Annotated in this window: 24 protein-coding genes; 19 read left to right on the top strand and 5 right to left on the bottom strand. The window is 65.1% G+C overall.

The window, feature by feature from the left end; all coding sequences use genetic code 11:
* Window positions 1-60 precede the first annotated feature (60 nt).
* From AC56DV_RS13500 to tatC, 18 genes are all read left to right on the top strand, one after another.
* Window positions 61-972, top strand: a complete 912-nt coding sequence (locus AC56DV_RS13500) for an ABC transporter ATP-binding protein (protein WP_496314799.1) — start codon at window positions 61-63, stop codon at window positions 970-972.
* Complete coding sequence (locus tag AC56DV_RS13495) at window positions 969-1730, top strand: ABC transporter permease (RefSeq protein WP_496314798.1); 762 nt, start codon at window positions 969-971, stop codon at window positions 1728-1730. The genes AC56DV_RS13500 and AC56DV_RS13495 overlap by 4 nt, the downstream gene beginning before the upstream one ends.
* Before the next feature lie 11 nt (window positions 1731-1741).
* Window positions 1742-1978: a BolA family protein gene (locus AC56DV_RS13490; protein ID WP_107869491.1), complete on the top strand. Its 237-nt coding sequence runs from the start codon at window positions 1742-1744 to the stop codon at window positions 1976-1978.
* An 11-nt stretch (window positions 1979-1989) separates the two neighbouring features.
* Entirely contained in the window at window positions 1990-3240 is a 1251-nt protein-coding gene (gene murA / locus AC56DV_RS13485) for a UDP-N-acetylglucosamine 1-carboxyvinyltransferase (protein WP_496314797.1), read from the top strand.
* 10 nt (window positions 3241-3250) lie between these two features.
* On the top strand, window positions 3251-3925 hold the full coding sequence (gene hisG, locus AC56DV_RS13480) for an ATP phosphoribosyltransferase (RefSeq protein ID WP_057154125.1): 675 nt from the start codon (window positions 3251-3253) through the stop codon (window positions 3923-3925).
* On the top strand, window positions 3925-5256 hold the full coding sequence (gene hisD, locus AC56DV_RS13475; protein WP_496314796.1) for a histidinol dehydrogenase: 1332 nt from the start codon (window positions 3925-3927) through the stop codon (window positions 5254-5256). Before hisG ends, hisD begins: the two co-directional genes overlap by 1 nt.
* Window positions 5256-6236: a DNA-methyltransferase gene (locus tag AC56DV_RS13470; RefSeq protein WP_496314795.1), complete on the top strand. Its 981-nt coding sequence runs from the start codon at window positions 5256-5258 to the stop codon at window positions 6234-6236. Before hisD ends, AC56DV_RS13470 begins: the two co-directional genes overlap by 1 nt.
* Before the next feature lie 18 nt (window positions 6237-6254).
* Entirely contained in the window at window positions 6255-7346 is a 1092-nt protein-coding gene (hisC, locus tag AC56DV_RS13465) for a histidinol-phosphate transaminase (RefSeq protein WP_496314794.1), read from the top strand.
* Window positions 7347-7365: 19 nt separating this feature from the next.
* On the top strand, window positions 7366-7956 hold the full coding sequence (gene hisB, locus AC56DV_RS13460; RefSeq protein WP_056399982.1) for an imidazoleglycerol-phosphate dehydratase HisB: 591 nt from the start codon (window positions 7366-7368) through the stop codon (window positions 7954-7956).
* A gap of 58 nt (window positions 7957-8014) precedes the next feature.
* Window positions 8015-8653 carry an imidazole glycerol phosphate synthase subunit HisH gene (hisH, locus tag AC56DV_RS13455; protein WP_496314793.1) on the top strand — a complete coding sequence of 213 codons (639 nt, stop codon included), beginning with the start codon at window positions 8015-8017 and terminating at the stop codon, window positions 8651-8653.
* Between the two features lie 53 nt (window positions 8654-8706).
* Entirely contained in the window at window positions 8707-9486 is a 780-nt protein-coding gene (gene hisA / locus AC56DV_RS13450) for a 1-(5-phosphoribosyl)-5-[(5-phosphoribosylamino)methylideneamino]imidazole-4-carboxamide isomerase (RefSeq protein WP_496314792.1), read from the top strand.
* A gap of 7 nt (window positions 9487-9493) precedes the next feature.
* Window positions 9494-10255, top strand: a complete 762-nt coding sequence (gene hisF / locus AC56DV_RS13445) for an imidazole glycerol phosphate synthase subunit HisF (RefSeq protein WP_496314791.1) — start codon at window positions 9494-9496, stop codon at window positions 10253-10255.
* Between the two features lie 33 nt (window positions 10256-10288).
* The gene (gene hisI, locus AC56DV_RS13440; protein WP_057154315.1) at window positions 10289-10726 is read left to right on the top strand and encodes a phosphoribosyl-AMP cyclohydrolase; all 438 of its coding nucleotides are present in this window, start codon (window positions 10289-10291) and stop codon (window positions 10724-10726) included.
* The gene (locus tag AC56DV_RS13435; protein WP_496314790.1) at window positions 10723-11061 is read left to right on the top strand and encodes a phosphoribosyl-ATP diphosphatase; all 339 of its coding nucleotides are present in this window, start codon (window positions 10723-10725) and stop codon (window positions 11059-11061) included. The genes hisI and AC56DV_RS13435 overlap by 4 nt, the downstream gene beginning before the upstream one ends.
* A gap of 15 nt (window positions 11062-11076) precedes the next feature.
* Window positions 11077-11448, top strand: a complete 372-nt coding sequence (locus tag AC56DV_RS13430; protein WP_496314789.1) for a histidine triad nucleotide-binding protein — start codon at window positions 11077-11079, stop codon at window positions 11446-11448.
* 140 nt (window positions 11449-11588) lie between these two features.
* On the top strand, window positions 11589-11828 hold the full coding sequence (tatA, locus tag AC56DV_RS13425; RefSeq protein ID WP_496315627.1) for a Sec-independent protein translocase subunit TatA: 240 nt from the start codon (window positions 11589-11591) through the stop codon (window positions 11826-11828).
* 21 nt (window positions 11829-11849) lie between these two features.
* Entirely contained in the window at window positions 11850-12341 is a 492-nt protein-coding gene (gene tatB / locus AC56DV_RS13420) for a Sec-independent protein translocase protein TatB (protein WP_496314788.1), read from the top strand.
* Complete coding sequence (gene tatC / locus AC56DV_RS13415; protein WP_496314787.1) at window positions 12341-13096, top strand: twin-arginine translocase subunit TatC; 756 nt, start codon at window positions 12341-12343, stop codon at window positions 13094-13096. Before tatB ends, tatC begins: the two co-directional genes overlap by 1 nt.
* Here tatC and AC56DV_RS13410 read toward each other — a convergent pair.
* From AC56DV_RS13410 to AC56DV_RS13390, 5 genes are all read right to left on the bottom strand, one after another.
* On the bottom strand, window positions 13093-13560 hold the full coding sequence (locus AC56DV_RS13410) for a CCDC90 family protein (RefSeq protein WP_496314786.1): 468 nt from the start codon (window positions 13558-13560) through the stop codon (window positions 13093-13095). The two genes, tatC and AC56DV_RS13410, sit on opposite strands and share 4 nt — an antisense overlap.
* 96 nt (window positions 13561-13656) lie before the next feature.
* Window positions 13657-15564: a DUF885 domain-containing protein gene (locus AC56DV_RS13405; RefSeq protein WP_496314785.1), complete on the bottom strand. Its 1908-nt coding sequence runs from the start codon at window positions 15562-15564 to the stop codon at window positions 13657-13659.
* Window positions 15565-15684: 120 nt separating this feature from the next.
* The gene (locus AC56DV_RS13400) at window positions 15685-16170 is read right to left on the bottom strand and encodes a hypothetical protein (protein WP_496314784.1); all 486 of its coding nucleotides are present in this window, start codon (window positions 16168-16170) and stop codon (window positions 15685-15687) included.
* A 10-nt stretch (window positions 16171-16180) separates the two neighbouring features.
* Complete coding sequence (locus AC56DV_RS13395; RefSeq protein ID WP_496314783.1) at window positions 16181-20356, bottom strand: SNF2-related protein; 4176 nt, start codon at window positions 20354-20356, stop codon at window positions 16181-16183.
* A 6-nt stretch (window positions 20357-20362) separates the two neighbouring features.
* Window positions 20363-22366 carry a dipeptidyl-peptidase 5 gene (locus AC56DV_RS13390; protein ID WP_496314782.1) on the bottom strand — a complete coding sequence of 668 codons (2004 nt, stop codon included), beginning with the start codon at window positions 22364-22366 and terminating at the stop codon, window positions 20363-20365.
* A 113-nt stretch (window positions 22367-22479) separates the two neighbouring features.
* Here AC56DV_RS13390 and hemE point away from each other — a divergent pair, with 113 nt between their 5' ends.
* Window positions 22480-23556 carry a uroporphyrinogen decarboxylase gene (hemE, locus tag AC56DV_RS13385; protein ID WP_496314781.1) on the top strand — a complete coding sequence of 359 codons (1077 nt, stop codon included), beginning with the start codon at window positions 22480-22482 and terminating at the stop codon, window positions 23554-23556.
* Window positions 23557-23992: the final 436 nt, after the last annotated feature.

Here is a 23992-nt window from a genome sequence, read left to right as displayed (position 1 = left end):
CTCCGGGTCCTGTGCCCTTCCCGCGACGGTCATAGTGCCGTAGCCAACTTAAAGCCAAGCATGACAGCAATCCAAATCAGCAATGTCGAAAAGCGCTACAAGTCGCTCCAGGCACTGGGCGGCGTCTCCCTCACCATCGAGGAGGGCGAATTCTTCGGCCTGCTCGGACCGAACGGTGCCGGAAAAACCACACTCATCTCCATTATCGCGGGCCTGATCCGGCCGGACGCGGGCAAGGTCAGCATCCACGGCCACGACGTCACGGGCGACTTCCGCGCCGCGCGCCGCAAGCTCGGCGTGGTGCCGCAGGAACTGGTGTTCGACCCCTTCTTCACGGTGCGCGAAACGCTGCGCCTGCAGTCCGGCTATTTCGGCCTGCCGAACAACGACAAGTGGATCGACGAGGTGATGGAAAACCTCGACCTGACCAACAAGGCCGACGTCAACATGCGCGCGCTGTCGGGCGGCATGAAGCGCCGCGTGCTGGTGGCGCAGGCGCTGGTGCACAAGCCGCCCGTGATCGTGCTCGACGAGCCGACCGCCGGGGTGGACGTGGAACTGCGCCAGACGCTGTGGAAATTCATCTCGCGCCTGAACCGCGAAGGCCACACCGTGGTGCTCACCACCCACTACCTGGAAGAGGCGCAGGCCATGTGCAAGCGCGTGGCCATGCTCAAACTGGGCCAGGTGGTGGCGCTGGACACCATGTCCCAGCTGATCCGCCGCATTTCCGGCTCGCAGCTGATCCTGCACCTGAAGCAGGGCGCGCTGCCGGAGGACCTGCGCCACCTGGTCACGCACCCGGAAGAGGCGGCGCAGGGCAAGTACAGCCTGCGCATCAACGAGTACTCGGAAGTGGAGCAGATCCTGGCGCGCGTGCGCGCGAGCGGCGCCGTCATCGACGAGATGCAGCTGCAGCAGGCCGACCTGGAAGACATCTTCCTGCAGATCATGGACAAGGGGGCAATATGATATCGACCGGCTTCCGCACCCTGGTCTACAAAGAGACGCTGCGCTTCTACAAAGTGGCCACCCAGACCGTGGCCGCGCCCATCCTCACCGCCATGCTGTACCTGCTGATCTTCGGCCACGTGCTGGAAGGCCGCGTGCAGGTGTATCCGGGCGTGACCTACACCGCCTTCCTGATCCCCGGCCTGGTGATGATGAGCGTGCTGCAGAACGCCTTCGCCAACTCCTCGTCCTCGCTGATCCAGTCCAAGATCACCGGCAACCTGGTGTTCGTGCTGCTCACGCCGCTGTCGCACTGGGAGATCTTCTCGGCCTACGTGATCGCCGCCATGGTGCGCGGCGTGGTGGTGGGCGCGGGCGTGTTCGTCGTCACCGCCTGGTTCGCCGACATGAGCTTCGTGGCGCCGCTGTGGATACTGGTGTTCGCGCTGCTGGGCGCCGCCATCCTCGGCACCATGGGCCTGATCGCCGGCATCTGGGCCGAGAAATTCGACCAGCTGGCCGCGTTCCAGAACTTCCTGATCATGCCGCTGACTTTCCTGTCCGGCGTGTTCTACTCGATCCACTCGCTGCCGCCGTTCTGGCTCACCGTGTCGCACCTGAACCCGTTCTTCTACATGATCGACGGCTTCCGCCACGGCTTCTTCGGCCAGAGCGACGTCAACCCCTTCATCAGCCTCGGCATCGTCGGCGCCTTCCTGGCCGTGCTGTCGCTGCTGGCCATACGTTTATTGAGCAGCGGTTATCGTCTGCGCCACTGATAGGAACTACCATGACCACTACCCCTGAAGCGATCCACGGCTACATTTCCGCCGGCCTCGAATGCACCCACCTGGAAGTGGAGGGCGACGGCCAGCATTTCCAGGCCGTGATCGTTTCGCCGGCGTTTGCCGGCAAGCGCCCGATCCAGCGCCACCAGCTGGTGTACGCGGCATTGGGCGACCGCATGCGCGAGGAAATCCACGCGCTGTCGATGAAAACGCTGACCCCAGAAGAATACAAAGGCTAAGGACACACACCATGGACAAACTCCTCATCACGGGCGGCAAGCGCCTGGTCGGCGACGTCACCATCTCCGGCGCCAAGAACGCGGCGCTGCCCATCCTGTGCGCCGGCCTGCTGACGGCGGGCGACGTGGTGCTGGACAATGTGCCGCACCTGCACGACGTGGCCACCATGCTGAAACTGCTGGGCCAGACCGGCCTGAAAGTGACGCAGGAGGGCGACAAGGTGGTTCTGAACGGCAGCGCCATCGACAAGCTGGAAGCGCCGTACGAGCTGGTGAAGACCATGCGCGCCTCGATCCTGGTACTGGGCCCGCTGCTGGCGCGCTTCGGCGAAGCGAAGGTATCGCTGCCGGGCGGCTGCGCCATCGGCTCGCGCCCGGTGGACCAGCACATCAAGGGCCTGCAGGCGCTGGGCGCCGAGATCAGCATCGACGCCGGCTACATCTACGCCAAGTGCAAAAAACTGAAGGGCGCCCGCATCGTCACCGACATGATCACGGTGACCGGCACCGAGAACCTGCTGATGGCGGCCACCCTGGCCGAAGGCGAAACCATCCTGGAAAACGCCGCGCGCGAGCCGGAAGTGACCGACCTGGCCAACCTGCTGGTGGCCATGGGCGCCAGGATCCAGGGCATCGGCACCGACCGCCTGGTGATCCAGGGCGTGCCTGAACTGCATGGCGCCTCGCACGCCGTGATCTCGGACCGCATCGAAGCGGCCACCTTCCTGTGCGCCGTGGCAGCCACCGGCGGCGACATCACGCTGCGCAACACCCGCACCGACATCATGGACGCCGCGCTCGACAAGCTGCGCGAGATCGGCCTGCAAATGACCATCGGCAAAGACACCATCCGCGCGCAAATGGATGCGCGTCCGAACCCGGTGACTTTCCGTACCACCGAATACCCTGGCTTCCCGACCGATATGCAGGCCCAATTCATGGCGGTGAACACCATCGCCAATGGCGCCAGCCGCGTGACCGAAACCATTTTCGAGAACCGCTTCATGCACGTCCAGGAGATGAACCGCCTGGGTGCAGCAATTGAAACCGACGGCAACACGGCCTTTATCAAAGGCGTGGACCAGCTGATAGGCGCGCCCGTGATGGCGACCGATCTGCGCGCTTCGGCTTCGCTGGTGATCGCAGGCCTGGCCGCCAAGGGCGAAACGCTGATCGACCGCATCTACCACCTCGACCGCGGCTACGACCGCATGGAAGTGAAGCTGCAGGCGATCGGCGCCAACATCAGCCGAATCAAGTAAAGAGACCATCATGAGCGGATTTAACAGCGACGCCAATTCCCAGCTGATCCTTGCGCTGTCGAAGGGCCGTATTTTCGAAGACACCTTGCCGCTGCTGGAAGCAGCCGGCATCACCGTCACCGAGAATCCGGAAACTTCGCGCAAGCTGATCCTGGCCACCAACGACCCCAATGTGCGCGTGCTGATTGTGCGCGCCACCGACGTGCCGACCTATGTGCAGCACGGCGCGGCGGACTTCGGCGTGGCCGGCAAGGACGTGCTGATCGAGCACGGCGGCGAGGGCCTGTACCAGCCCGTGGATTTGAACATCGCGCAGTGCCGCATGTCGGTCGCTGTGAAATCCGGCTTCGACTACGAAGCGGCCGTGCGCCAGGGCGCGCGCCTGCGCGTGGCCACCAAGTTCACCACCACCGCGCGCGAGCACTTCGCCGCCAAGGGCGTGCACGTGGACCTGATCAAGCTGTACGGCTCGATGGAGCTGGCGCCGCTGGTCGGCCTGTCGGACGCCATCGTCGACCTGGTGTCGACCGGCAGCACGCTGCGCGCCAACAACCTGGTCGAAGTCGAAGAGATCATGGACATCTCCTCGCGCCTGGTGGTCAACCAGGCGGCGCTCAAGCTCAAGCGCCAGCGTCTGCAACCGATTATCGAGGCCTTTGAGCGCGCTTCGAAAAAGGTGAAGTAATGGCGATCCAGATCCGCAAACTCGATTCCTCCGCCGCAGACTTCAAGCCGGCTTTGGACGCGCTGCTGGCCTTCGAGGCGTCCACCGACGACGCCATCGAAACCGCCGTGGCCAAGATCCTGGCCGACGTGAAAGCGCGCGGCAACGCCGCCGTGCTGGAATACACCAACCGCTTCGACCGCCTGCCGGACGGCGGCGCCGCCTCGGTGGACACGCTGGACCTGCCGCAGGCCGAACTGCAAGCCGCGCTGGACGCGCTGCCGGCAACCCAGCGCGCCGCGCTGCAGGTGGCGGCCGACCGCATCCGCGTGTTCCACGAGCGCCAGAAGCAGGAGCTGCAAGGTTTCACCTACACCGAACCCGACGGCACCGTGCTGGGCCAGCGCATCACGCCGCTGGACCGCGTCGGCATCTACGTCCCGGGCGGCAAGGCCGCCTATCCCTCGTCGGTGCTGATGAACGCGATTCCCGCGCAGGTGGCGGGCGTGGCCGAGATCATCATGGTGGTGCCGACCCCGGACGGCGTAAAGAACCAGATGGTGCTGGCCGCCGCCGCGCTGGCCGGCGTCACCCGCGTCGTCACCATCGGCGGCGCGCAGGCGGTCGGCGCGCTGGCCTACGGCACCGAGACCATCGCCGCCGTCGACAAGATCGTCGGCCCCGGCAACGCCTACGTGGCCGCCGCCAAGCGCCGCGTGTTCGGCACCGTCGGCATCGACATGATCGCCGGCCCGTCCGAGATCCTGATCGTGTGCGACGGCACCACGGACCCGGACTGGGTGGCCATGGACCTGTTCTCGCAGGCCGAGCACGACGAGCTGGCGCAAGCCATCCTGCTGTGCCCGGACGCGGACTACATCGCGCAGGTGGAAGCGAGCATCAACAAGCTGCTGCCCACGATGCCGCGCCAGGAAGTGATCCGCACCTCGCTCAACGACCGCGGCGCGCTGGTCAAGGTGCGCGACATGGACGAGGCCTGCGCCATCGCCAACAGCATCGCCGCCGAGCACCTGGAGATCTCCGCGCTCGAACCGCAGCAGTGGGCCGACAAGATCCGCCACGCGGGCGCCATGTTCCTGGGCCGCTACTCGTCCGAATCGCTGGGCGACTACTGCTGCGGCCCGAACCACGTGCTGCCGACCTCGCGCACCGCGCGCTTCTCGTCGCCGCTGGGCGTGTACGACTTCCAGAAGCGCTCGTCCATCATCTTCGTGTCCGAAGCGGGCGCGCAGACCCTGGGCAAGGTGGCGGCCGAACTGGCCTACGGCGAAGGCCTGCAGGCGCACGCCCGCAGCGCCGAGCTGCGCATCAAGGCCGGCGGAAGCAACTGATGAGCGACTGGCTGAACCAGGTCTTCTGCGAGGATGCGCTGTCCGGACTGGCGCGCATCCCGGACGGCTCCGTCGATCTGATCCTGACCGATCCGCCCTACAACCTGGGCAAGGACTACGGCAATGCATCGGACCAGCAAACGGTGGAGGAATACCTGCGCTGGACCGAGCAGTGGATAGACGCGGCGCTGCCCAAGCTGAAACCGAACGGCAGCCTGTACATCTTTTTGACCTGGCGCTTTTCGCCGGAAATCTTCGTCATGCTGAAACAGCGCATGACGATGATGAACGAGATCATCTGGGACCGCCGCGTGCCGTCCATGGGCGGCAGCGTGCGCAGCTACTCGTCGGTGCACGACACGGTGGGCTTCTTCGTCGGCCGCAAGGATTACTACTTCGACCTGGACGCCGTGCGCATCCCCTACGACGCCGAGACCAAGAAAGCGCGCTCGCGCTCCATCTTCATCGGCGCCAAGTGGCTGGAAGTGGGCTACAACCCGAAGGACGTGTGGAGCGTGTCGCGCCTGCACCGCGAGCACCCGGAACGCGCCAACCACCCGACCCAGAAGCCGCTCGAGATCATCGAGCGCATGGTCAAGGCCTCGTGCCCGCCGGGCGGCGTGGTGCTGGACCTGTTCATGGGCAGCGGCACCACCGCGCTGGCCGCGCGCCGCTGCGGGCGCCAGTTCGTCGGCTTCGAGCTGAACCCGGAATATTGCGCCATCATCAACGAGCGCCTGGCCGCGCTGGAAACCATCGAAGCCTTGGCGATTGCCGCAGCGCCGGATGCGCCGGCCCGGCCGGCCAGGGCCAAGACCAAAGCGAAAGCCGCGCCGAAGGCCAAGCCCAAGGCTGCCGTGAAAGCCGCCGCGCCGAACAAGAAGACCGCAACAAAGAAAACCGCCGCCGCCCCCAAGGCAGCCGCGCCCAAGCGATCACGGGCCGTGAAAAAGGCGCCCCCCGAAGAAGTTACCATTTGACTTAAGGAGTGCAGCAAGATGTCCATCGACAGTCTCATCCGCAACACCATCCGTTCCGACGTACTGGCCGTTCCCGGCTACCACGTGGCAGATGCAAGCGGTTTTATCAAACTGGACGCGATGGAAAATCCTTACCCGCTGCCCGCGCATCTGGCCACCGAGCTGGCCGGCCGCCTGGCCGCCGTGGCGCTGAACCGCTATCCGGTGGCCTCCTACGCCAGCGTCAAGGAACGCATCTGCAGGCAGCTCGGCGTGCCGGCCGGCTACGACGTCCTGCTGGGCAACGGCTCCGATGAGCTGATCTCCATCCTGGACATGGCCTGCGCCCGCCAGGACCGCCGCGCCGTGGTGCTGGCGCCGGTGCCCACCTTCGTCATGTACGCCCGCTCGGCGCAGTTCGCCGGCATGGACTTCGTCGGCGTGCCGCTGAAGGACGACCTGACGCTGGACCTGCCGGCCATGCTGGCCGCCATCGCCCAGCACAAGCCGGCGCTGGTCTACCTGTCGTATCCCAACAACCCCACCGGCAACCTGTTCGATGCGGACGACATCGTCGCCATCATCCGGGCGCTGGGCGACACCGGCATTGCCGTGGTGGACGAGGCCTACGAGCCCTTCGCCCAGCAGAGCTTCATGAGCCGCCTGCCGGAATTCGACAACCTGGTGGTGATGCGCACCGTGTCGAAACTGGGCCTGGCCGGCATCCGCCTCGGCTACATGTCGGCGGCGCCGAAACTGCTCGAGCAGCTGGACAAGGTCCGTCCGCCGTATAATGTGAACGTGCTGACGCAAGTCGCCGCCGAATTCGCACTCGACAACCTCGACGTGCTCAACCAACAAGCCGCCATTCTGCGCGAACAACGCGCACTGCTGGCAGAGGCCTTGGCCGCCGTACCCGGCGTGCAAGTGTTCCCCTCCGCCGCCAATTTCATCCTCGCCCGGGTGCCCGACGCCGACGCCGCCAATACCTATCTGCTGTCCCGTAAGGTACTGGTGAAAAATGTGGGTAAAATGCACAGTGTACTGGCCAATTGTCTGCGTATCACGGTCAGCACTCCGGAAGAGAACGCCGCTTTCCTCGAAGCATTTAAAGCCTCGCAGGCAGCCTAAGACCAACGTAGAGCTTTCCATGAACCGCACCGCAGAAATCACCCGCAACACCAACGAGACCCAGATCCGTGTCGCCATCAACCTGGACGGCACCGGCGTGCAGAAGCTGAACACGGGCGTCCCTTTCCTGGACCACATGCTGGACCAGATCGCCCGCCACGGCCTGTTCGACCTGGAGGTGGAAGCCACCGGCGACATCCATATCGATAACCACCACACGGTGGAAGACGTGGGCATCACGCTGGGCATGGCGTTCGCCAAGGCCATCGGCGACAAGAAGGGCATCGTGCGCTACGGCCACTCCTACGTGCCGCTGGACGAGGCGCTGTCGCGCGTGGTGATCGATTTTTCCGGCCGCCCAGGCATCGAGTACCACATCCCGTTCACCCGCGCCATGATAGGCGGCTTCGACGTCGACCTGACGCTGGAATTCTTCCGCGGTTTCGTCAACCATGCGCTGGTGACCTTGCATATCGACAACTTGCGCGGCACCAATGCGCACCACCAGTGCGAAACCGTGTTCAAGGCCTTCGGCCGCGCGCTGCGCATGGCCACCACGCTGGACGAACGCGCCGCCGGCACCATACCGTCGACCAAAGGTAGCTTGTAATCAATCGCAGCGCGGATAGCCCTTGCGGGGGACGCGCTGTCTCTGCTTGAATGGCACTATGAAGAAAATTGTTGTTGTGGATTACGGCATGGGCAACCTGCGCTCGGTGGCGCAAGCCCTGCGCGCCGTGGCGCCGGAAGCCGATATCGTCATTTCCGGGCAAGTGGCCGACATCGAGCATGCCGACCGCATCGTGCTGCCCGGCCAGGGCGCCATGCCGGACTGCATGCGCAGCCTGCGCGAGTCCGGCGTGCAGGACGCGCTGCTGCGCGCGGCGGAAAGCAAGCCGCTGATGGGCGTGTGCATCGGCGAACAGATGCTGTTCGACTCGTCGGAAGAGGGCGGCGCGCTGGGCCTGGGCTTGTTGCCGGGCAAGGTGGTGCGCTTCCAGCTGGACGGCCAGCTGCAGGAAGACGGTTCGCGCTTCAAGGTGCCGCAGATGGGCTGGAACCAGGTGCGCCAGCGCGCGTCCCACCCCATGTGGGCCGGCATTCCGGACAACAGTTATTTTTATTTTGTGCACAGCTACTACGTGCAGCCGGGCGACCCAGCGCACAGCGTGGGCGAAACCGTGTACGGCACGCCGTTCTGCTGCGCCGTGGCGCGCGACAACGTGTTCGCCACCCAGTTCCACCCGGAGAAGAGCGCCGCCGTGGGCCTGCAGCTGTACAAGAATTTCGTGCATTGGCAACCGTAAGCAAAGTCATCCTGTCATCTTCGGCAACCCTAAACTTTCAACTCAAACCTACTATGCTGCTCATTCCTGCCATCGACCTGAAAGACGGTCACTGCGTACGCCTGAAGCAAGGCGATATGGAACTTGCCACCGTATTCTCCGAAGACCCGGCCGACATGGCCCTGCACTGGCTGAAGCAGGGCGCGCGCCGCCTGCACCTGGTGGACCTGAACGGCGCTTTCGCCGGCAAGCCGAAAAACGAAGGCGCCATCAAGGCCATCCTGAAAGCCGTGCAGGACTTCGCCGAGGAAAACGACATCGACGAGATCCCCGTGCAGCTGGGCGGCGGCATCCGCGATCTCGACACCATCGAGCGCTACCTGGACGCCGGCATCACCTACGTCATCATCGGCACCGCCGCCGTGAAGAGCCCGGGCTTCCTGCACGACGCCTGCGGCGCCTTCCCCGGCCACATCATCGTCGGCCTGGACGCCAAGGACGGCAAGGTCGCCACCGACGGCTGGAGCAAGATGTCGGGCCACGAGGTGATCGACCTGGCGCAGAAATTCGAAGCCTACGGCGTGGAAGCTATCATCTACACCGACATCGGCCGCGACGGCATGATGGGCGGCGTGAACATCGAAGCGACCGTGAAACTGGCGCAGGCGGTGAAAATCCCTGTGATCGCCTCCGGCGGCCTGCACAACATTTCCGACGTGGAAGCGCTGTGCGCGGTGCAGGACGAAGGCATCGAAGGCGTGATCTGCGGCCGCTCGATCTACGAAGGCACGCTCGACCTGAACGAGGCGCAACTGCGCGCCGACGAACTGACGGAAGGCAGTCTGGAAGACTGATCCCACCATGCTTGCAAAACGCATCATCCCTTGCCTGGACGTGACCGACGGCCGCGTCGTCAAAGGCGTCAACTTCACCGAGCTGCGCGACGCCGGCGACCCGGTGGAAATCGCCCGCCGCTACGACGAGCAGGGCGCCGACGAACTGACCTTCCTCGACATCACCGCGTCCTCCGACAACCGCGGCCTGATCCTCGACATCATCGAGGCGGTGGCGTCGCAGGTCTTCATTCCGCTGACCGTGGGCGGCGGCGTGCGCGAGGTGGCCGATGTGCGCCGCCTGCTCAACGCCGGCGCCGACAAGGTCAGCATGAACACCTCGGCCGTGACCAATCCGCAACTGGTGTTCGACGCCTCGCAGAAGCACGGTTCGCAGTGCATCGTGGTGGCGATCGACGCCAAGCAGGTGCAGCCGGGCCGCTGGGAAGTGTTCACGCACGGCGGCCGCAAGGCCACCGGCCTGGACGCGGTCGAGTGGGCCAGGAAAATGGAATCGCTGGGCGCCGGCGAACTGCTGCTCACCAGCATGGACCGCGACGGCACCAAGTCCGGCTTCGACCTGGGCCTGACCCGCGCCGTCTCGGACGCGGTGGGCATCCCGGTGATCGCCTCGGGCGGCGTGGGCGGCCTGCAGGACCTGGCGGACGGCATCAAGCTGGGCCGCGCGGACGCGGTGCTGGCGGCCAGCATTTTCCACTATGGCCAGCATACCGTGCAGGAAGCCAAGCGTTTCATGGCGCAGCAGGGCATTCCGATGCGCCTGACCTGAAGCCTGTGTCCAGAACATAAGGAACCTATCATGATGCCGACCCAGACGCCCAGCGTGGCGAAGGCCAAGTGGCTGAACAAGATCAAGTGGGACGAACACGGCCTGGTGCCGGTGATCGCGCAGGAGGCGGGCAGCAACGACGTGCTGATGTTCGCCTGGATGAACCGCGACGCCCTGTATAAAACGGTGGAGCTGGGCGAGGCGGTGTACTGGAGCCGCTCGCGCAAGAAGCTGTGGCACAAGGGCGAGGAATCGGGCCACGTGCAGAAGGTGCTGGAAATCCGCCTCGACTGCGACGAGGACGTGGTGCTGCTGAAGATCGAACAGGCCGGCGGCATCGCCTGCCACACCGGCCGCCATTCCTGCTTCTTCAACAAGTTCGACGGCGACGCCAAGGAAGGCGACTGGCAGGCCCGTGAGCCGGTGCTGAAAGACCCGGACACGATTTATACGGAAGCGAAAAGCAAATGAGCACCATCCTGGACCGCGTGGCGGCCACCATCGAGTCGCGCAAGCCCGCCAACGGCGGCGACCCGGCCACGTCTTACGTGGCCAAGCTGTTCGCCAAGGGCGACGACGCCATCCTGAAAAAGGTCGGCGAGGAGGCCACCGAGTTCGTGATGGCCTCGAAAGACGCGCGCCACGGCGGCGATACCTCCAAAGTACTGTACGAATGCGCCGACTTGTGGTTCCATTCGATGGTGATGCTGGCCCAGTTCGGTTTAACGCCGCAACAGGTGCTGGACGAGCTGGGCCGGCGCGAAGGCGTTTCCGGCATCGAGGAAAAAGCGTCCCGTAAAGAATAATCTACTGGAGTTGTTGTGGAAAACTGCCTGTTCTGCAAAATTGCGAAGAAACAAATTCCATCGACCATTGTCTACGAAGACGAGGAATTGCTTGCCTTCAAGGACATCCACCCGCATGCGCCCGTGCACCTGCTGGTGATCCCCAAGATCCACATCGGCACCCTGTCGGACTGCAGCGCCGGCCACGCGCCGTTGCTGGGCAAGATGCTGGCGCTGGCCCCCCGCCTGGCCGAAGAGCACGGCGTGGCCGTGGCCTACGACGAGGACGGCGCGCCGCTGCGCGGCTACAAGACCGTGATCAACAGCGGCCCGGATGGCGGCCAGGAAATCTACCACCTGCACCTGCACGTGATCGGCGGCCCGCACCCGTGGCGCCACGAGCGCTGATCCGGTCGGCAACGAGCTGTTACGGTAGCAATAAATCTTGCTACTACTTCATGACAAGCACATGACAGGCGCGCTTCGCGTATACTGTCCGCACTAACCGCAATTTTTTGGGGCGCGTTGCGTTCCGCAAGGGGAATATGATGGGTTCGATGAGCATCTGGCACTGGCTGGTGGTACTGGTAATTATCATGCTGGTCTTCGGCACCAAAAAACTGGGCAATATCGGCTCGGACGTGGGCAAGGCCGTCAAAGGCTTCAAGGATGGCGTGAAGGGCGGCGAAGAAGAGAACAAGGCTGCCCCGGGCACGCCGGCCAGCACCCAGCAGGTGGCCGACAAGTCCACCATCGACGTGGAAGCCAAAGAGAAAAACAAGCTGTAATGCGTTGCAGCTAAGGCGCTTATGATCGATCTCGGTCTCTCCAAACTTGCCATCATCGGCGTGGTCGCGCTGATCGTCATCGGTCCGGAAAAGCTGCCCAAGGTGGCGCGCATGGTCGGGACGCTGTACGGTCGCGCCCAGCGTTACCTGCATGATGTGAAATCCGAAGTCAGCCGCGAAATCGAACTGGAGGAGTTGCGCAACCTGCAGAAGGAAGTGCAGGAGACCGCGCAGTCGATCAAGCAGGGCGTGGAGCAGTCCATCTCGGACAGTGTGGCCGAGGTGCAGAACGCCTGGCAGGACAGTCCAAGCCACGATTACGCGCAAGTGCCGCCCAGCACCGAGCACCTGGCGCGCAAGGCCAAGGAATTCCGCCGCAAGCGCCTGGTGCGCACCTCGGCGCTGCCGGCCTGGTACAAGCAGCAGCACGGCACGCGCATGCATGTCACGTCCGGCGCCGCGCGGGTCGCGCGCTTCCGCCCCAGCAGCAAACCTCCTGCATCGTTTTACTAATGAGTGAACAAACCCCGGTCGAGGAGACTTTCATCTCCCACCTGATCGAGTTGCGCGACCGCCTGGTCAAAGCCTCGATCGGTATCGCCATCGTGTGCGCCGCGCTGATGTTCTGGCCGGGCCCGGCGGCCATCTACGACATCATCGCCGCGCCCATGCTCGCTTCGCTGCCCACCGGCTCGAAGATGATCGCCACCGGCGTGATTTCGCCCTTCCTGGTGCCGATGAAGGTGACCTTGCTGCTGGCCTTCATCCTGTCCTTGCCGTGGGTGCTGTACCAGCTGTGGGCCTTTATCGCGCCGGGCTTGTACGCGCACGAGAAACGCCTGATCGCGCCGCTGGTGATCTCGTCCTCGCTGCTGTTCGCGGCCGGCGTGGCGTTCTGTTACTTCTTCGTGTTCGGCCGCGTGTTCCACTTCATTTCCGACTTTTCGCCGTCGTCGATCGCGGTGACGCCGGATATCGAGAACTATCTCGATTTCGTCATGTCCATGTGCCTGGCCTTCGGCGCCACCTTCGAGGTGCCGGTGGTGGTGGTGGTGCTGGTGCGCATGGGGATCGTCTCGGTGGCCAAGCTGAAGGAAGTGCGGCCCTACGTGATCGTGGGCGCCTTCGTGATTGCCGCCATCGTCACGCCGCCGGACGTGGTCAGCCAGTTCTCGCTGGCGATCCCGATGTGGCTGCTGTTCGAGCTGGGCCTGCTGGTGGCGCCGATCTTCGTCAAGGCGACGCAGGCGCCGGAAGAACCGGTTTAAGCAAAGAGCTTGAACAGGATCACGGCATCCACCACGAACTGGATGCCGAACAGCAGATATAATCTGGTTTCGAGGCCGGCTATCCTCCGCTCCAGGGCATCAAGCCTCAGCTCCAAGGCATCGATCCTGCTGTAAATTTCTTGCTTGAGCAGGTCCATCTTGCCGTAAATTTCCTGCTTGAGCAGGTCCATCTTGCCGTAAATTTCCTGCTTGAGCAGATCCATTCGGTCAAAGACTTCCTGCTTGAGCAGATCCATTCGGTCGTAAAGTTCCTGTTTCAACAGGTCCATCCGGGCCAGCAGGTCGCTGCGTTGGATCACGAGGTCGGACTCGACGGCGACGTGGCATTCGTTGAGCACGGTGCCGAGCGCCTCGGCTTGCAGCTCAGCCTGCTCTGCGGACAAACCACTTTCCTTCAGCAACTGCGCATATTTCAGGGTGTCAATCCGGATAGGCATGGTCATGATCGCTCCCAGGTTCATAGTAGCAGAACGGGGGCAAAGCCCCCGTCCCCATCGTACCCGGTCGCGCACGCAGCCCCTTGAGGCCGCGCAAAGAGCTTACTGCGTCATCAGTTCGCGGATCACGCGCACCGGCGCGCTGCCGTAGCTGAGGAACTTCTCGTTGAACTCCTTCAGCACGAACTTGCTGCCCAGCGCCTGTTTGCGCTCTTCGCGCAATTCCATGATCTCGCTGTAGCCGCTGAAATAGCTGGCCAGCTGCACCGACGACAGCTGCGCCCGGCGCCATTTCTCGGCCGCTTCGCGCTGCGTCTGGAAGGCCTGCCGCGTCAGCAGATCGATCGCCTCGGCTTCCTGCATGCCCAGCACGTGGACGCTGTAGTCGAGGATGGTGTTGGTCACGCTGCGCAGGTTCCACTTCGAGTACATCAGCCACATCTCCGGCGCGTTGTCGCCGTAGCCGGACTCCAGCATCATGCGCTCGCCGTACACCGCCCAGCCCTCCACCATGGCGCCGTTGCCGAAGATCGACTTCACGATCGACGGCGACTTGTTGGCATACACCAGCTGCGCGTAGTGGCCCGGAATCGCCTCGTGGATGTTGAGGATCTGCAGGATCCAGTGGTTGTACTCGCGCAGGCTGCTCTCGGCCTGCTCGGCCGATACGCCGTCCAGCGGCGTCACGTTGTAGTAGGTGCGATCCTGCGGACGGTACGGCCCCGGCGCCTCGATGCTGGCGCCTGCCACGCCGCGCTGGTAGGCCGGCGTTTCGCGCACCTGCAGCGGCTTGTTCGGGTCCAGCGTCAGCAGGTTCTTCTGGATCACCCAGTCCTGCAGCACCGGAATCTGGCGCCGGATCTCGGGGAAGAAATCCTCACGCTTCACGTGGTTGGCCGACAGCGTATCGATCATCAGGCCGATCTTCGCGGTGCGGTCGGCCGGCTTGGCGGTGCCGCTCATGTATTTCGGCCACAGCTCGTCGGACAGCCGGTCCATATTCGCCAGCAGCTGCTCGCGCGCCGCCAGCGCCTTGTGGTAAGTCTGCTCGCCGCTGCTGCCGGCCTGGATGTCGAAGGCGAACTTGGCCTCGTACAGCTCCTTGCCGATGCGGAAGGAGCGCCCGCCGCCGTTCTGCGCCATGGTCTTGTCCAGCTCACCCAGCCAGGCGGCATAGCCGTCCACCGCCATTTTCGCCTGGCTCACGCGCTGCGCGAACAGCTGCTTTTCCATCGGCGACAGGATCGACGCCTGCGCTTCCTTGTCCAGGTCCGCCAGCAGTCCGATCACGCCCGGCGCTTGCGCGATGGCCAGCTGCGTGTGCTCGCGCGTCGGGTTGCTGATGTTGGCGCGCGCCGCGTCGTAATAGGCCGGCACGCCGGCGATGCGCTTGAGCAGGGTGCGCAGGCGCTGCGGCTTGGCCGCGTATTCCGTGTTGAGGATGAAGTCGATCGGGCTGGCGATGTTGTACAGCGCCGGATTCCATTCGAATTCGCGGAAGGTGGTCAGGTACCAGCGGTCCGAATTGAGCTTGTTGACCAGCAGCTCCAGGTCGGTGCGCTGCTTGGCGGACAGCTGGCGCGCGTCGGTCTTGGCGAAGCGGCCCAGCCAGTCGTCGATGAAGGCCAGCTGGCTGGCGCGGGTGGCCGCGTCCGGGATGGTCATGCTGGCGGCGGTGTCGTATTTGCCCACCGAGATCGCGGTCTCGGGATCGATTTTCCACAGCGCGCCCAGGAACTGGGTGGACAGCGCGTCCATGCGGCGGTCCTGGCTGCGCTCGGACGGCGCCTGCTTGATCATCGGCGTGGCGGCGGCTGCGGCGGCCGCACCCTTGCCGGACTTCTTGGCGGCGCTTTTGCTGCTTTTTCCGCCGGACTTGGGGCCGGACTTGGACTTGGACGACTTGACGGTCTTGCTGGACTTGGCCTTCTGCGGCGCGTTGGCGGCGCTGGCCGGCGTCAGCGCGAGGCAGGCCAGGACTGCGGCCAGCGCGATTTTGGTTCTGATCATGTGAATTTCAACCCTCAAAGTAATGCGGGCGCCCGGCCAGACAGGCCCGGCGCACAGATGCAGCGTGGGAGATTATCACTATTCAGGCTGCTTGCGCAGCCTGTTACATGCCGCTACACGTCAGTTGACCGCGTTGTTGCGGATCAGTTCCTGGTGGCGGGCGTTCAGTTTGGCCACCGCGTCCTTGCCGTTGGCCATGCGCGTCAGCAGGATCTCGCTGCCCTTGGTGTAGCGGTGGCCGATGCGGATCGAATAGGAGCGGAACAGCCAGCTGAAGAAGGATTGCACAAACGTGGCCTCGTCCATGTCGCGCCATTTCACGCCCTGCACGCCCTTGGACCAGGGCAGGATGCCGGAGTACAGCCACACGCCCACGTCGTCGTAGTACAGCTGCACGCTGCGGATCGCCAGGATGCGGTAGCCCACCACCACCACCGCGAACACCATCACGCCGGCGGCAATCAGCTCGCTGTAGCGGAACGCCAGCGGCAGCGCGAAGCCGAACAGCAGCAGCGCGAGCAGGATGGTGTTCAGGTAGGCGGTCCAGGATTTCACGCACAGCAGCGTGCCGTGGCCTTCCGGGCGGGATGCGTTGTCTTCTTCCATGTTCTTGTCCTTAAAGTTTGAGGCCTTCCTGCAGCATCGCCAGCATCTCGCCGGCCGACATGCGGGCCGCCATGTCGCTGCCGTCGAGCAGGCTGTCGGCCAGGTCGCGCTTGTGCTGGTGCAGGTCGACGATGCCCTCTTCGATAGTATGGCGGGCCACCAGGCGGTAGATGGTCACCGGGCGCAGCTGGCCCATGCGGTGCGCGCGGTCCGAGGCCTGGTCTTCCACCGCCGGGTTCCACCACGGGTCCATGTGGATCACGTAGTCGGCCGCCGTCAGGTTGATGCCCATGCCGCCCGCCTTCAGGCTGATGAGGAAGACATCGCCCTCGCCGGCCTGGAAGGCGTCCACGCGCTGCTTGCGCGCGGCCATGGGCGTGCTGCCGTCCAGGTACTGGTAGGCCACGCCCTCGCGCTCCAGGTGCTCGCGGATCAGCGTCAGGTGGTCCACGAACTGGCTGAACACCAGCACCTTGTGGCGGTTTTCCAGCAGGCCGGACAGCAGGTGGGCGAACGCGGCCAGCTTGCTGCTCGGCAGCTTCAGGCCCGGCGCCACCAGGTTCGGGTTGCAGCACGCGCGGCGCAGCTTCATGATCTCGGCCAGGATCTGGATCGACTTCTTCTCGGCCGGGCCTTCCACCGTCGCCAGGTTCTCCAGCGCCTCGCGCCGCAGCGATTCGTACAGCGCCGTCTCTTCCTGCGACAGGTCCACTTCCAGCACGATCTCGGTGCGCGGCGGCAGCTCGGTCAGCACCTGGGTCTTGGTGCGGCGCAGGATGAAGGGGCCGATCAGGCGCCGCAGGCGGTTGCGCGCGCCCACTTCGGCGCGGTGGTCCTGCGGCTTCTCGATCGGCCCCGCGAAGCGCAGGCTGAACTGCTCGATGCTGCCCAGCAGGCCCGGATTGATGAAGCGGAACAGGTTCCACAGCTCGCCCAGGTGGTTTTCCAGCGGCGTGCCGGTGGCCACCATGCGGAACTCGCCTTTCAGCGCCATCACGGCCTGCGAGCGCTTGGTGGCGCCGTTCTTGATGGCCTGCGCCTCGTCCAGCACGATGGTGTGCCACTGCTTCGCGGCGAAGCGCTCGGCCTCCTGCTGCAGCAGGCCGTAGCTGCACACCACCAGGTCGAAGGCGCCCGCCTCCGATATCATCCCGGCCCGGTCGCCGCTGCCGAATACCTTCACGTTCAGCGTGGGCGCGAAGCGCGCCGCCTCGCTCACCCAGTTCAGGCACACCGAGGTCGGCGCGATCACCAGGGTCGGCCCCTGCGGCGCGCGCGACAGGATCAGCGCCAGCGCCTGCAGCGTTTTGCCCAGGCCCATATCGTCGGCCAGGCAGGCGCCCACGCCCCAATGCGCCAGGCGCGCCAGCCAGTCGTAGCCGTCGCGCTGGTAGTCGCGCAGCTCGGCCTGCAGGGTGCTCGGCACCTGCGGCGTGAACGCGGTGCTGGCCTCCATGCGTTTCAAATGGTCGCGCCAGGCCGGGTCGGCATCGACTTCGCCCGCTTCCGCCGCCAGGTCCTCCAGCGCGAACGCGGCCAGCGGATGGATGCGGATGCCGTCCGCGCTGATGTCGCCATAGGCCTGCAGCTCGTGCAGGCGGCGGTGCAGCTCCTCGGTCAGCGCCAGGTACTGGTTGTTCCCCAGCTCCACGAAGCGGCTCTTGTTGGCCTGCATCATCTCCAGCAGCGCGCGCAAATCCATCACCTGGTTCTCGTCCACCTGCAGCTGGCCGCTGGCCGCGAACCAGTCCTTCTCGGTCTTGATATTCAGGCGGAATTGCTTGCCGCCGATGCGCTGGGTGACGCGGAATTTCTCGCCCTCCGGCCACGCCACCACCACGAATTCCGGCGCCAGTTCCTGCAGTTCCGACAGCAGCTGCAGGCACAGCGCGGGCTGGCCCAGCAGCCATTCGCCGTGCTCCTGCTCGGCCTGTTCCAGCACCAGGCACTTGCCGACCAGGCGCCGCTCCGCGTCGCGTTCGCCGCTCAGGCTGCGGCGCGTCTGCACCGGCTTGCCGTCCACTTCCGCGCTCATGCTCTCGGCGCCGCTGCCCGGCGTGTAATAGGCGCCGCCCGCCAGCGGGCGCACCATGATCTGCATTTTGAGGCCCTGCTGGTAGGGCAGCAGGTGCACGTGCAGACGCGTGTCCGCCTCCACCTGCTCCGCGTTGCCGGTGCTGCCGCCGATGTCCGACTGCACCGTCACCAGCGAGGACACCGCGCCGATGGCCTGCAGCACCTGCTCCTCCGCGCTGGCCGGCACTTCCAGGCCGTCGCCGACGATGGCGGCGATGCGCCGGTGCTCGTCTTCGATGCTCACCACGCGCAGGCGGGTCGGCGTTTCGCGCACCACCATCACGCTGGCGTTGAGGTCGGTCAGCGCCGGCTGCAGGGTCAGGCGCAGGTCGCCGCGCGGGTCGCTGCTCTTTTTGCGTATCAGCAGCTCCGGCGTGCCGGCCAGCAGTTCCACGCGCGTGTCCGGCGCTTCCAGCCAGTAGGCGTGCGGATGGCCAACCAGCGCGAGCGCGGCCTGTTCATGGTCGATGTCGTAGCGCAGGCCGGACGAATAAGCCTGGCGCGAAGGCGAGATGGTGCTGCTGATGCGGATGTCCTGCGGCGTCAGGAACTCCATCTGCGCCGCGTCCTCGCGCAAACGCTTCAACGCCAGCGGACGCCCCTTGCCCCAGGCGCCCTTGGCGTCGCGCTTCTGCTCGCGCGGTTCGATCTCGGTGATGCCGTGGCGCGCATCGAACGTGATCATCCACACCAGCCGCGCTTCGCCGCTGGCCGTTTCCGGCACGCCCTGCTGCAGGTTGATCAGGGCGGAGAGCTGGCGCTGCCAGGCTTCCTGCCGCTCGAACCAGCTGCTCATGTCGACGAAGCCGCCGCGCTCGCGCAGCGCGGCGGCGTGGGTAGCCATGTCGGCGTCGCCGTGGTGGCCCAGCAGGCTGGCGGTCTGCGCGGCGATGAATTTATAGCCCAGCGTTTCGGCTTGCTGCACCAGCGCGTGCAGCTGTTCGCGCTTGCCCTCCAGCTGCGGCAGCGCCAGCCAGAACCACAGCAGCGCCTGGAACATCTGCGGCTGCATTGCCGTTTCCCATGTGCGCGACAGCACCACGTCGGTCTGCATGGTGCCGGCGCGGATCTGGCGCAGCATGCTCAGTTGCGCGTACACCGCGCTGTCCGGGTTGGCCTGCGCGTGGATGGCCAGCTCCAGGTAGCTCTCGGCCGCCTTCTGCATTTTCGGATCGGCGCTGCGCAGCATGGCCAGCACGTACAGGTGGCCGCCCATGCCCTGGAACAGCAGCTTGCGCTTGCCCGACTCGCGCCGCAGCGATTTCAACGCCGCTTCGAATCCCTGCAGCGATTTATCCAGTTCGCCGCGCAGCAGCAGGATCACGCTCAGCAGGAATTGCGGCAGCGCGCCGTCCAGGCCCTCCAGGTAGACCACGGCCTGCTTCAGCTCCCCGCACAGGATGGCGTCTTCGGCCAGCGCCATGCGGAAGGTTTCTGTGATGTATTCGTTCTTGGCCAGGCGGCGCTGCACGTGGCGCCCGGTCAGGCCGCGCACCGTGGGCGCCAGCGACGGGTCGCGCTGGCAGTGCTGCAGCAGCAAGGTGAACACGTCGTCCACCAGCAGCGGGTGCACCAGGATCAGCATGCCCGCTTCCAGCGGCCTGGTGAAAATGTCCACCACCGGATGCAGCTGCGCCGCTTCGTAGCACACCATGCAGGCCTGCAGCAGCGGCAGCACCTGCTGCGGCGCCTGGCCACGCAGCAGCGCCATGCGCAGCCGTGCCACGGCCTGGCGGTAGCTGCGCGCTTCCAGCGCGCCGTTCCAGCCCTGGCGCATCGGGTTCAGCGTTTCGTAGGCGGTGCACAGGTCGCCCAGCAGGTGCGCGCCGATGGCCGCGCGGATCGCCGGCCAGCGCAGCTTGGCGTTGCAGATGTAGCCGCGCGCGGTGACCACGGTGGTGAAGGCCAGGCGTTCCAGCTTGCGCAGCGGCTCGTCCAGCGTGTCCACGTTGAACATGAAGCCGCGCGCGTCGCGCACGCCGGCCTTGTTCATCAGGTCCAGGATGGCCGTGCGGCCGGTGGCGTCGCCGATCAGGGCGAGCAGCGCCAGTATCATTTTTTCGTCGAGGCTGAGCGCCTCGAATTCCGCGAGCAGTTGCTGGTCCGTCATCGTGCTTTACAGGTTGTGGATCTCGAGCGCGGCTTGCGCATCGGCCGATGGCAGGCCGAACATGCGCTGGTAGAAGGCCAGTTCCGCCTCCAGCGTGCGGATGATGTTTTCGGCCTTGCGGAAGCCGTGGCCTTCGCCCTCCAGCGGCACGTAGGCCACCGGCACGCCGCGTTCCTTCAGCGCCTGCACCATCGCTTCGGACTGTTGCGGCGGCACCACCTTGTCGTCCAGGCCCTGGAAGAAGATCATGGGGCGCGCCAGGCGGTCCGTGTGGTTGATGGGCGAGCGCGCCTGGTACAGGGCTTCCGCATGCGGCGCCGGGGCGATCAGGTATTCGTTGTAGTGCGATTCGAACTTGTGCGAGTCCTGGTCCAGGCCCTTCAGGTCGGACACGCCGTAGTAGCTGGCGCCGAGCTTGAACACGTCGTGGAAGGTGAGGGCGCACAAGGTCGTCAGGCCGCCGGCGCTGCCGCCCCGGATGATCAGGCGTTCGCCGTCGGCCATGCCGTGCCGGACCAGGTACTGCGCGCCGGCGATGCAGTCTTCCACGTCGACGATGCCCCACTGGCCCTTGAGCGTGTCGCGGTAGGCGCGGCCGAAGCCGGTGCTGCCGCCGTAGTTCACGTCCAGCACGCCGAAGCCGCGGCTGGTCCAGTACTGCGTGGCCAGCTTGAGCGTATTGACCGTCAAGCCGGTAGGGCCGCCGTGGCTGATGACGATGACCGGCGGCTTTGCGCCGGGGTTGCCGTCGCCCTGCGCCTGCATGTCTTTATTGGCTGGCGGGTAGAAGAAGGCGTGCGCGGTGCGGCCGCCCGCGCTGGCGTAGCTGATGCTTTGAGGGACGGACAGATAGCCCAGGTCCGGCGTGTCGGAAATCGAATGCGCCAGCACTTCCAGTTCGCCGCTGGACAGGTCGATGCGCGCCAGCTCCAGCGGGATGGTCGGACCGCCGCCCAGCAGCGCAAGGAAGCCTGCGCCCCGGCCCGGCCACACGCGCAGTTCGCGGATTTCCTCGTAGGGATTGTCGATGGCGGCCAGCCTGCCGCTGGCGATATCGAGCCGCGCCAGGCGGCTCACGCCCTTGTCGATATAGGTGCAGACGATTTCTCCGGCGCTGGCAAAGCCGTACATCGCATTGCCGAAGGTCCAGTGCGGCGACCCGAATTCGGCTTCCATCGGGCACACCGCGTGCGCCGCGCCGCCATCGCCGTGGCGGTACAGGTTCCAGAAGCCGCTGCGGTCGGACACGAAGTACAGCCGCCCGTCCGGCGCCCACTCGGGCTGGCAGATGGATTCGTCCGGGCCGCCCGCGATGCACAGCGGCGTGCCCAGCGTGCCGTCCGCCAGCACGGCGGCCAGCCACAGCTCGGTGCCCTGCCACGGCATGCGCGGATGGTCCCAGGTCAGCCAGGCCAGCATGCGGCCGTCCGGCGACAGGCGCGGCGACGAGTAGAAGTCGTGGCCGGAAGCCAGCACGGTCTCGGCGCCGGGTGCAGCGCCGCCCGGCAGGCCCACCGCGCACAGCGTGTTGACGGGCTGCGCGTGAGAGTCCGGATCGTCCGCATGCAGCTCGCGCACCGCGATCAGGCGCGCGCGCCCCGCGTCCACCACGAAATCGGCGAAACGCTGGCGGCCCGCCGCCGTGAAGGGCTCAGCGGCGGGTGACGCAGCGTCCCCGCCGCTGCGGCGATACAGCCGGTTGTCGGCAAAATGCGAAAAATAGACGGTATCGCCATGCACCGCGTAGGCGCCGCCGCCGTATTCGTGTACGCGGGTGCGCACGTTCAGCGGCAGCGGCGTGAGCTCGTCCGTGCGCGCGCCGTGGCGGCGCTGCAAGGTCTGGCGCCCCGCCTCGCTGGCGCGCCCCGCCAGCCAATAGATGTCGCCGTCCGCGCCCAGGGTCAAAGAGGACAGCGGCGTGGCGCCGGCCGCCACCAGGGCGGCACTGATCGGGGACGCCCATGCGCCGTACGGCGCCGGGCTGGCAGGGGACTGCGGCGTGGTGGACATAGCTTTGCTCCGTAAATATCTGCCGAATGATACAGACAGGCGTATGGCCTGCGCAAAAAAGGCGGCAGGGGATGCGATAATAGCCCCTTTCCTTCGCTTTTTGATTGCATTCCATGCCACAATTTGCCCCGCTGAAGAACGACACCTTCCTGCGCGCGCTGCTGCGCCAGCCCACCGAGTACACCCCCGTGTGGCTGATGCGCCAGGCCGGCCGCTACCTGCCGGAATACCGCGCCACGCGCGCCAAGGGCGGCTCCTTCATGGGCCTGGCCACCAATCCCGACCTGGCCACCGAGGTCACGCTGCAGCCGATCGACCGCTACCCGCTGGACGCGGCGATCCTGTTCTCGGACATCCTGACCGTGCCGGACGCCATGGGCCTGGGCCTGCATTTCGTGGAAAACGAAGGTCCGAAGTTCGAACGCCCGCTGAAAACCGAGGCCGACGTGCTGGCGCTGCGCGCGCCGGAACCGGGTTCGCTGGACTACGTGTTCAAGGCCGTCACCCAGATCCGCACCGAACTGAATGGCCGCGTGCCGCTGATCGGCTTCTCCGGCAGCCCATGGACGCTGGCCTGCTACATGGTGGAAGGCCAGGGCTCGCGCGAGTTCCACACCATTAAGAAAATGCTGTACGGCCGTCCCGACCTGATGCACCGCATTCTGAGCATCAACGCCCGGTCGGTGGCCGATTACCTGAACGCCCAGATCGACGCCGGCGCGCAAGCCGTGATGGTGTTCGACTCCTGGGGCGGCGCGCTGGCCGACGGCGCCTTCCAGGAATTCTCGCTGCAATACATGCAGCAGGTTGTTTCCCTGCTGAAACGGGAAAAGGACGGCGTGAAGATCCCCGCCATCGTCTTCACCAAGGGCGGCGGCCACTGGGCCGAGGAAATCGCCGCCATCGGCGCCGACGCCATCGGCCTGGACTGGACCGCCAACCTGGGCAAGATCCGCGCCCTGGTGGGCGATAAGGTGGCGCTGCAGGGCAACCTGGACCCGGCCATCCTGTTCGCCGGCCCGGAGCAGATCCGCGCCGAGGTGGTGAAGGTGCTGAACGCCTACGGCAGGCACGATACCGGCCACGTGTTCAACCTGGGTCATGGCATCTCGCAATTCACGCCGCCGGAGTCGGTTGCCGCCATGGTCGATGCTGTACATGCGCATAGCCGCACGCTGCGCAGCGCCTGATGTAGTTTCATGACAAAGGGCGCGTTTCCTGCGGGGCGCGCCCTTTTTTCATGTCTGCACGCACCAAAGCAGAGCGACTTATGCACAATTTTTTTTGCTGCGGAAATAACAGGCAGTGAATTTCGGCCACCTTGGAAGCCACTCCCAAGTAACTGATTTAAAACACTTTATTTTCAGTGTCCCAGAGGGGGCAAGAGGCCAAAGTAAACTTTATCCCAAGGCAAAAGTGGTCTTATCGGCGCATTCTCCACAAAGTTATCCACAAAAACTGTGGATAAAAACGAAAAGTACTTAGTAAACCGTGACTTAGTCACATTACCAAGATTTCCGAGCAAGAAATGTTGCGCTGCATGATATTTAGATAAGTTTTTCTTGCCTCAAATACATTGCGTTTCCACAAACTCCAGCATGCCAGAATGTGTAGAATGCGCCGGTC

The sequence above is a fragment of the Massilia sp. BGA-UO-ETr-WB1 genome (assembly GCF_059567845.1).
This window is presented reverse-complemented; position numbering and strand designations above follow the sequence as displayed.

Coding starts and splice junctions, on each gene's coding strand:
- AC56DV_RS13500 (WP_496314799.1), top strand. CDS start 61: ATGACAGCAATCCAAATCAGCAATGTCGAAAAGCGCTACAAGTCGCTC.
- AC56DV_RS13495 (WP_496314798.1), top strand. CDS start 969: ATGATATCGACCGGCTTCCGCACCCTGGTCTACAAAGAGACGCTGCGC.
- AC56DV_RS13490 (WP_107869491.1), top strand. CDS start 1,742: ATGACCACTACCCCTGAAGCGATCCACGGCTACATTTCCGCCGGCCTC.
- murA (WP_496314797.1), top strand. CDS start 1,990: ATGGACAAACTCCTCATCACGGGCGGCAAGCGCCTGGTCGGCGACGTC.
- hisG (WP_057154125.1), top strand. CDS start 3,251: ATGAGCGGATTTAACAGCGACGCCAATTCCCAGCTGATCCTTGCGCTG.
- hisD (WP_496314796.1), top strand. CDS start 3,925: ATGGCGATCCAGATCCGCAAACTCGATTCCTCCGCCGCAGACTTCAAG.
- AC56DV_RS13470 (WP_496314795.1), top strand. CDS start 5,256: ATGAGCGACTGGCTGAACCAGGTCTTCTGCGAGGATGCGCTGTCCGGA.
- hisC (WP_496314794.1), top strand. CDS start 6,255: ATGTCCATCGACAGTCTCATCCGCAACACCATCCGTTCCGACGTACTG.
- hisB (WP_056399982.1), top strand. CDS start 7,366: ATGAACCGCACCGCAGAAATCACCCGCAACACCAACGAGACCCAGATC.
- hisH (WP_496314793.1), top strand. CDS start 8,015: ATGAAGAAAATTGTTGTTGTGGATTACGGCATGGGCAACCTGCGCTCG.
- hisA (WP_496314792.1), top strand. CDS start 8,707: ATGCTGCTCATTCCTGCCATCGACCTGAAAGACGGTCACTGCGTACGC.
- hisF (WP_496314791.1), top strand. CDS start 9,494: ATGCTTGCAAAACGCATCATCCCTTGCCTGGACGTGACCGACGGCCGC.
- hisI (WP_057154315.1), top strand. CDS start 10,289: ATGCCGACCCAGACGCCCAGCGTGGCGAAGGCCAAGTGGCTGAACAAG.
- AC56DV_RS13435 (WP_496314790.1), top strand. CDS start 10,723: ATGAGCACCATCCTGGACCGCGTGGCGGCCACCATCGAGTCGCGCAAG.
- tatA (WP_496315627.1), top strand. CDS start 11,589: ATGGGTTCGATGAGCATCTGGCACTGGCTGGTGGTACTGGTAATTATC.
- tatB (WP_496314788.1), top strand. CDS start 11,850: ATGATCGATCTCGGTCTCTCCAAACTTGCCATCATCGGCGTGGTCGCG.
- tatC (WP_496314787.1), top strand. CDS start 12,341: ATGAGTGAACAAACCCCGGTCGAGGAGACTTTCATCTCCCACCTGATC.
- AC56DV_RS13410 (WP_496314786.1), bottom strand. CDS start 13,560: ATGACCATGCCTATCCGGATTGACACCCTGAAATATGCGCAGTTGCTG.
- AC56DV_RS13405 (WP_496314785.1), bottom strand. CDS start 15,564: ATGATCAGAACCAAAATCGCGCTGGCCGCAGTCCTGGCCTGCCTCGCG.
- AC56DV_RS13400 (WP_496314784.1), bottom strand. CDS start 16,170: ATGGAAGAAGACAACGCATCCCGCCCGGAAGGCCACGGCACGCTGCTG.
- AC56DV_RS13395 (WP_496314783.1), bottom strand. CDS start 20,356: ATGACGGACCAGCAACTGCTCGCGGAATTCGAGGCGCTCAGCCTCGAC.
- AC56DV_RS13390 (WP_496314782.1), bottom strand. CDS start 22,366: ATGTCCACCACGCCGCAGTCCCCTGCCAGCCCGGCGCCGTACGGCGCA.
- hemE (WP_496314781.1), top strand. CDS start 22,480: ATGCCACAATTTGCCCCGCTGAAGAACGACACCTTCCTGCGCGCGCTG.